Below are 9,093 nucleotides of genomic sequence, written 5' to 3'. Positions count from 1 at the left end.
TTCCATCTAAAAGATGTGTAAGCTTACTATTTTTCTTTTCATCATCTTTGCCATGATCAGCAACAAAAGCATTAGCTTCCTTGCTCCATAATAAGGCATCGCCTTGAACTTGTTGCGTAATATTCGTTATGTTTTGAGTAAAATCATTGAATTTATTCGTTATATCGTTGGTAATTTTGTTTTGAACATTCGTGATAGAAGTACCAACGCCTTCAAAAGCTTCCTCTACATTTTTATAAGCCTTATTTTCTTCCTTGCCATCATCAGTTACAGTTTTAACTGTAAAAGTTGGATCGATCCAACCGCCATCTTTATAACCAGCTCCACCGCCTAAGTAAGCAGCAACCTTATTATTTGTTTCGAAAAGCTGTGAACCATTAATAGCTTCTGTTGAAGCTGCAGAAATTTCTCCAGCAGCAAGAAATTTAACTTTACTATTCGTTTTTTGACCTTCTTTTTCATGCTGAGCGACAAAAGCATTGTCTTCATTGCTCCATAGCAAAGCATCGCCTTTAACTTCTTTGTTAATGTTGTCTACTTTTTTATTAAAGTCTTCAACAATGTTCGTCAGATGATTGTTTACATTTGTGAAATTTGCATCAATCCCTGCAAAGGCTGAACCAACATCATTATATGTCTTGTTTTCAACTTTCTTACCATCTTCACTGAAAGTTTTCAGCTTAAAGCTTGGAGCTGTCCAGTTTCCATCCTTATACTCAGCTCCACCACCTAAGTAAGTAGCAACCTTATTATTTGTCTCGAAAAGCTGTGAACCATTAATAGCTTCCGTCGAGTCTTTCGTAATATCTCCGGTAGCAAGGAATTTAATTTTGCTATTGGTTTTTTCTTCTTCACCATGTTGCGCACTAAAGGCATTGGCATCCTTGCTCCACGATAAAGAATCCTGCGCAACACCTTCAGAGACTTCTTTAATACGTTGATTCACATGCTTGATATTCGTATCAAGAGCTGCAAAAGCTGTTCCAACACCATCAAGAGAACTTTCTGTTACGACTCCATCCTTGGCAATGTACGATAATTTATAAGTTGGACCTGTAAAGGCTCCATTGTTAAAAGCTGCATTTCCACCCAAGGATTTCGCTATATCTTCGCCGATTTTATTAATCTGCTTACCATTGATTGCATCATGAGATTCTGAAGAAATCGTACCATCAGCAATATTGTGAAGTGCTGTGAGGGTTTTATCTTTCCCACCAAACGTTACACTCGCATAATCAATGGCTCCATTCTTTTGTTTATCATAATGAACAACCGCTGAATCATCTGATTGAAGATGATTAATCTGGTTGGTTATTTCATTGGTAATTTTATTCTGAACATTCGTGATAGACGTACCAACACCTTCAAAAGCAGCTGATACATTGCTATAGTTCTTCTCCTCAGAGTTACCATCAGCCTTAACTGTTTTTACCTTAAAGCTTGGCGCTTTCCAGTTTCCTTTTTCATCATAGCCAGCACCGCCACCTAAATAGGTCGCAAACTTCTCGTTCATCGAATAGAGTTGTTTACCCGTTATGGCATCCGTTGAATCTTTTGAAATAANATTTTCTCATCCACCTCATTATGAATATTCGTGAATGATTGATTTACACCTTCAAAGGCGTCAGCTACAGTTTTATATTCTTGCTCTGTTGCTTTGCCACTATCATCGAATTTCTTAACCTTAAAGACAGGAGCACTCCACTTGCCTTTCTCATCATAACCTGCTCCTCCACCTAAATAGCTCGCTAACGTATTGCTCATAGAATAAAGCTGGGAACCATTTACCGCTTCTGTCGATTTGGATGAAAGATTTCCTTCTTTAACTCCAGAAAGAACCCGTTCTGTACCATCAGTATTGGCAAAACTTACTTGAGTACCATTCGTTTCACCACCAACCGATATGACATGCGTCTTTTCATTTTGCTTAACAAGGCTGTCCCCTACAACTTGGTTAATTTTCTCATCCACCTCATTATGAATATTCGTGAATGATTGATTCACACCTTCAAAGGCGTCAGCTACAGTTTTATATTCTTGCTCTGTTGCTTTGCCACTATCATCGAACTTCTTAACCTTAAAGACAGGAGCACTCCATTTGCCTTTATCATCATAGCCTGCTCCACCGCCTAAATATTTTGCAAACTGATCCTGTAAGGAATAAAGCTGAGAACCATTGATCGCATCCGTGGAATCCACAGTAATGTCTCCGGCCTTAAGGTGCGTAATTTTGCGATCTGCCTTTTCATCACCTTCGCCATGCTGAGCACTAAAGGCTTTGTCAGTCTTGCTCCACAATAAAGCATCTCCTTGAACGTGTTGTGTAACATTTGTTATGTTTTCAGTCAGTTCGTTAAACTTATTCGTTAGATTATTATTTACTTCATTGATGTTTGTATCAAGCTGAGCTTTGTTAACAGCTTCATTATCATTGACTGCTGCCTTAACACCTGAAAGAGTGCGATCTGCTTTATCTTTGTTGGCAATATTGATTGCACCGCCCTCTTTTTCTGCACCTATCTTGATAAGACCTGTCTCATCCTGCTTGACAAGACTATCACTAATAATATTGGTGATTTGGTTATTCACCTCATTATGAACATCTGTAATAGAAGTGCTAATGCCTGCAAATGCATCCGCTACATTATTATAGGCAATTTCTTCAACTTCATTACTATCCTTTTTAACTGTTTTGACTTTAAAGGTAGGCGCTTTCCAGTTGCCTTGCGTATCATAGCCGGCGCCACCACCAAAATAGGTCGCAAACTTCTCGTTCATCGAATAGAGTTGTTTGCCCGTTATGGCATCCGTTGAATCTTTTGAAATAGTTCCATCTAAAAGAAACGTAATTTTACTGTTTTCTAGGATTTCTTTGCCTTTTTCTTCTTTGCTTTTTTCATGACGCGCTACAAACGCTTGCGCATCATCGTTCCATAACAAAGCATCTTTCTCAATATGTTGTGTAACTTCATTGTTATTTTTATTAATCTCTTCATGAAGTTTTGTAAAAGAACTATCAACACCTTCAAATGCTTCACCAACACTATGATAGTCCTTATTCTGGACCGAAAAAGTTGGTGCGATACCACTTAAAACATCAGCATTACCACCTAAGTACTGGGATGTATTATTAGAAACTGTATTTAAATCATTTTTTACTGCTGTAACATTTTTATTGGTTGCAAAAAGTTGAGCACCATTGATTGCATCCGTTGAATCCGCAGTAACGTCTCCAGCCTTAAGGTGCGTAATCTTGCTATCTACCTTTTCATCACCTTCGCTATGCTGAGCACTAAAGGCTTTGTCAGTCTTGCTCCACAGTAAAGCATCACCTTGAACGTGTTGTGTAACATTTGTTATGTTTTCAGTAAACTCGTTAACCGCATTCTTTAGTTGATCTTCAACTTTCTTGATATTTGTATCCAATTGCGCTTTGTTGACAGCTTCATTACCATTCACTGCTTCCTTAACACCTGAAAGAGTGCGATCTGCTTTATCTTTGTTGGCAATATTGATTGCACCACCCTCTTTTTCTGCACCTATCTTGATAAGACCTGTCTCATCCTGCTTGACAAGACTATCACTAACAATATTGGTGATTTGGTTATTCACCTCATTATGAACATCTGTAATAGAAGTGCTAATACCTGCAAATGCATCCGCTACATTATCATAGGCAATTTCTTCAACTTCATTACTATCCTTTTTAACTGTTTTGACTTTAAAGGTAGGCGCTTTCCAGTTGCCTTCTGTATCATAGCCGGCGCCACCACCAAAATAGGTCGCAAACTTCTCGTTCATCGAATAGAGTTGTCCACCTGTAACCGCATCCGTAGAACCAAAAGCAATATTTCCATCTAAAATGTGGGTAATTTTACTAGACCCTCTTTCCTGATCTGCTCCATGAAGAGCACTAAAGGCTTTATCCGTGTCACTCCATGATAAAGAATCCTGTGCAACGCCTTCTGATACTTCTTTAATACGTTGATTCACATTCTTGATATTTGTATCAAGTCCTGCAAAAGCCGTTCCAACACCTTGATAAGAGCTCTTGGTTACTTTTCCATCTGTAGCAACGTAAGATAATTTATAGGTTGGCTCTGTAAAAGCTCCATCTTTAAAGGATGCTTCTCCACCCAAGAACTTAGCAATATCCTCACCGATTTTGTTAATCTGACCACCATTGATTGCATCATGGGATTCTGAAGAAATCGCACCATCAGCAATATTGTGAAGCGCTGTGAGGGTCTTCTCTTTACCACCAAAAGTTACACTCGCATAATTAATGGTGCCATCTTCTTGTTTATCATAATGCACAACTGCAGAATCATCTGACTGAAGATCCTTAGAAAGACCTTTCAAACTGTCTTCGAGTTGTTTTTTATTAACTGCTTCATTATCATTGACTGCTGCCTTAACACCTGAAAGGGTACGTGCCTCATCCATGTTGTTGGCAATATTAATTTCATCGCCTCCTACTTCTTTACCAATGGTAATATGTTTCGTTACAGGATCTTGTTTCACAAAACTATTGGCCGCCACTTGCTTTTCGACTTCTTGAACCTGTTTTTGTATTTGTTCTTGGACTTCTTGCTTGGTTTTATTTAATTGTCCAAAATTTACTGCATCGGTCTCGTTAGTAGCCTCTAATATTCCTGTTATCTTTTTACCACCAGCATGAATACCATCAGTCGTTATTTGAGGACCATTCGCAATTTTCAAGCCCGTTGTATCTAAAGTATTCGTACCAGTCGTTACGCTACCCAGCGTAATGTCCTTTGCGAGATCAAATTTTACCTTATTGTCACCCTCACCTTTGGTAATTTCAAAATTTTTACTTCCAGCTGCAAAATCTACCGTATCCTTTATCCCTACAGCTTTAGCATTTTTACCGTCAACAGATAATTTCCAGCCTTGATCCACATATTTTCTCAAGTACTTCAACTGTGCAACATTCACCGCATCGGTATCTTGAAGACCAGCTGCTACCCCCGTAATCTGCCGAGAAAACTTATTAGTATTATCACCAAAACTAACGGCACCTAATGTACTTCTCCATTCATAAGTTATTTTATCTGTTGTATCATCTGAAAAAGGGTCATAACCACCTTTAGCACCTTCAATATCCGCTATAGAATACGCTCCTAGAGCAACTCCTTCATTCACTTTTGCTTGCGACTTCGCCCCCAAAGCTACAGTGTTAGGAGCAGATGCAGATGTAGATGCCCCAGAGCCTATAGCAAGTGAAGCCAACCCATCAGCTATAGCATCTTTGAAATCGCCGCCAGTCGTGTTAATTTTCCATCCTTCGGCCAATTCTTTTAGCTGTGCAAAATTTACAGCGTCGGTGCTTTTAGTACCAGCTTTTACACCAGAAAGGATTCGGGCCTCGTTCTCTCTATTGGTAATATTGATTTCACTGCCTGATACTTCTTTACCAATCGTGATGAGATTTGTTTCTTTATCTTTCTTAATAAGGCTATCACCTTGTACATTGGTAATCGCATTATTAATCTGATTGGTAATCTCCTTGGTAAATTTATTCTGAACGTTTGTAAAAGAAGTACCAACACCTTCAAAAGCAGCTGCGACATTCTTATAAGTCTTCTCTTCTTCCTCACCCTCTCCGTTAACAGTTTTCACTGTAAAAGTTGGCGCACTCCATTTGCCATTCTCATAACGAGCACCGCCACCGAAAGACTTGGCGACATTGTCACCTAAATTATAAAGCTGAGAGCCATTGATTGCATCGGTAGAGGTAGCGTTAATATCACCTTGTGAGAGAAAGGTGATCTTGCTTGCAGTTTTTGCTTTACCTTCTTCATCTCCTGCCTTTTTATGCTTAGCTACAAAAGCTTCGGCATCATCACTCCATAACAAGGAATCGTCCTGAGCCGTTTTGACGACATCTGCTACTTTTTTATCAAAATGGTTGAGAACATTTTCAAAGCTTTGACCAATCCCCTCAAGTGCAGACGAAACAGTTTGATAGCCAACTTTGGTTATATTTCCATCAGCGTCAACAACATTAGAATAGTAACCGCTGCTTACAGCAATCCCATTTTCATTGATCTGTACATTATCACTACCAAGAGTAGCAGCAATCGAATTAGCAAGAGTGTAAAGCTGGTAGCCATTGATTGCATCTTTTGAACTTGGAGAAATTTTTCCATCTGCAACAGCTGTGATTATTTTTTCTCCGGCATTAATACCATCAGTCGTTATTTGCGGACCATTCGCAATTTTGAAACCTGTTGCATCTAGAGTATTAGATCCTAGTGTTATCTTATTAAGTGCAATATCCTTCGCGAGATCAAATTTTACCTTATTGTCGCCCTCACCTTTGGTAATTTCAAAATTTTTACTTCCAGCTGCAAAATCTACCGTATCATCTATGCCCACAACCTTAGCATTTTTACCGTCAACAGATAGTTTCCAACCTTTGTCTACATAGGTTTGTAATGACTTTAGCTGCGCAACATTCACTGCATCAGTATTCGCACTACCCGCCGCGACTCCTCCAATTTGTCGTGTTTTACTGTTAGCAAGATCACCAACACTCACGGCACCATAAGTACTTTTCCATGTAAAATGAGTACTTGTTGCTTGCCCTTTCAAAGAAGGAGCATAACCCGCAACACCAGCAGCAACGTTTGCTATAGAATCAGCACCTAAAGCAATAGCATGATCTGTATTTGCTCTCGAATAAAACCCTATAGAAACTGCGTCTTTTTCTGTTGCATAGGCACGATGACCAACTGCCGTTGAACCATACCCCAAAGCTTTAGAAATAGCACCTACAGCTGTTGAATAATCACCCTTGGCGGTTGTATAATCTTCCTTGCCACTTGCATTATATTCGGAACCGATTGCAGTACTGCTTTTCCCCAAAGCATGTGCCATATGGCCTATGGCTATGCCGTCTTCTCTTGCCACCTGTGCCTGAGGACCAAAAGCTATAGCGTAATTTCCATTCACTTGTGTATTAGAACCTACAGCTATAGATGCCATATTATTCGTCTTAGCACGACGTCCAATAGCAATAGATTCTTCGCCACCTGCTATTGTACGCGCGCCCGGAGGAAGTGGATTATCACCTTTCCTACCTTCGCTACCTATTGCAATGCTGCCTTTACCTACACTATGAGCCAAATGGCCGACAGCAACAGAAAATTCTTTTTCTGTCTCCGAACCATAACCAACTGCAACTGAATCTACAGCTTTTACTTTTACATCGTGACCAACAGCAACAACATCAGTTTGTGTACCGCTTATTTGGGGGATTGTCCCATTACCAACCACAACACTCGTTCCATCTGTGTTGCGTGGCAATCCCGCATTACGCGGCATTCTCGTGATTAAATTATTTCGCGAAAAATCAGATACATCAATGACCTCTGTATCTTTATTATTATCTACAAAAGGCTGTGAACTGATAAGAGATTTCTTATATTGCTTCTCGGAATCTAATGTTTTTTCCGTTAGATTTGTACTCTCTGCTACCGAAACATTCACTTTTTCTGCTTTTACTGTATTCAGCGCCGTGAGATTATTTGCCTTGGATAAATGAGAACCATGAGAATTGCTACGACTATCATAAGCAGAAACAATCGTTTTATCCTTACCTTGAGAATAAACTGCTGTTGCTTTCTCTATACTTTGGAGGACTTGTTCTATTATATCAAAACTTTTCGCATAAACAGGCGAACTATTTGATAAAAATGTAGCCGCTGCGGCTAATGAAAGCGCTTTAACAAAAGAAAAACGAGAAACTTTTAAATGACTCGCTCTTTGTGTGGCATATAATTTTTTCATAACAAACTCTCCAATGAAAAAATCTGAAAACACATCCAAAACATAAAAAAGACATATTTTTCTGTTAGCCACTCGGTTGGGTATAATTGGAAGTTGAGAGTGCCTCTTTGAATAAAGACGTTTTGAGTGTTTTGTGTGTGCTTTCTGTAATGAAGTCTAAATGAGAAGTTTGGGAAATATGTTTATAAAAACATAAAAAGGCACATTTAGATTCTAATGGAATTGGACCTGTGGTTTATCACCTAGGCTTTTAAAAGAAATCTTTAAGAAATTTAAATATTACAGGCGTTTTATTTTTTAGATGATTAATCACGTGATAAGACCACAAAGGATGCTGTTTTCTGTAAATTTCTTCATATTTAGAAGTGTTTTTTTTGTGATTTATAAATAAAGAGCCGCAATACTTAAGAGAATCCTAGATTATGTAAAAAGATGGGAATCTTTTAGCTAGTATGCTCTTTTATTCAGCATAATGCAGTAATATAAATATTGTTTTTTTATATATTTCTGATCTTTACGCATTACTTCCCCCCTTTTGAATTGTTTTAATCAAAATGAGTCTTACTAATATACCTTATGAGTCATATTCTTTCTGTAATAAAATAGCAACAAAAAAATAACAATTTTTATCTATTTAAATATTTTTTACAGAAATATGTGATCTTTTTTCAACAATTTAAGTAAAAAATTTTAGAAAAATAATGAGAATTCATAAGTATGTTGCTCTATAAAGCTCATTCTAAAGCTAAAATATTCCTTATTTTGCATAAGTGTAAATTTAGAACGCATCAGAAATCTTAACTTATCATTATCAATTCAGTTTCACTCTTAAATCTTCTCCTATACCCTATGCCTACTAGAACTCATTACGGATATATTAGAGTGCATTCTGCCATTTTCAGACATATAACCTGCTCCAACAGTAAAAGCTGATTGATTGCGCCATGTCCCCGTTCCTATCGATAAACTTAAAGAACCTAGCGTATCTTCATAACTCAAATTCGATGCCGTTAAACCTATCGCTGCTGTCCGCCTAGATTCTTTGCGAACTTCCTTAATTTCATACCTTAACGCTTCAAACTTTACATCGGTATAAGATTTTACCTCATTAATAATATTATTGACCGTATTATTGACAATATCGTTAAAGCATTCATCCGTATAATCATACAAAGGATCTCGAGTGAAAATAGCAACTGATAATACTTGCCCCCTGTAATTTAACCATTAGCAACATTATAAATAACGTATTGCATATTTTTATCAGCAAAAATTATA

2 protein-coding genes and 1 pseudogene are annotated in these 9,093 nt (G+C 37.9%); all 3 read right to left on the bottom strand.

The features are described 5' to 3' along the window. A pseudogene (locus tag FJG96_RS03300) lies at window positions 1-1,537 on the bottom strand (hypothetical protein); the annotation flags it as partial. Then, window positions 1,534-7,350: a hypothetical protein gene (locus FJG96_RS08830; protein WP_425456566.1), complete on the bottom strand. Its 5,817-nt coding sequence runs from the start codon at window positions 7,348-7,350 to the stop codon at window positions 1,534-1,536. The pseudogene FJG96_RS03300 and the gene FJG96_RS08830, both read right to left, overlap by 4 nt. Window positions 7,351-8,655: 1,305 nt before the next feature. Beyond that, window positions 8,656-8,988, bottom strand: a complete 333-nt coding sequence (locus FJG96_RS03290) for a YadA-like family protein (protein WP_180338229.1) — start codon at window positions 8,986-8,988, stop codon at window positions 8,656-8,658. Window positions 8,989-9,093: the final 105 nt, after the last annotated feature.

Source organism: Bartonella mastomydis, from assembly GCF_900185775.1.
Classification (GTDB): domain Bacteria; phylum Pseudomonadota; class Alphaproteobacteria; order Rhizobiales; family Rhizobiaceae; genus Bartonella; species Bartonella elizabethae.
This window is presented reverse-complemented; position numbering and strand designations above follow the sequence as displayed.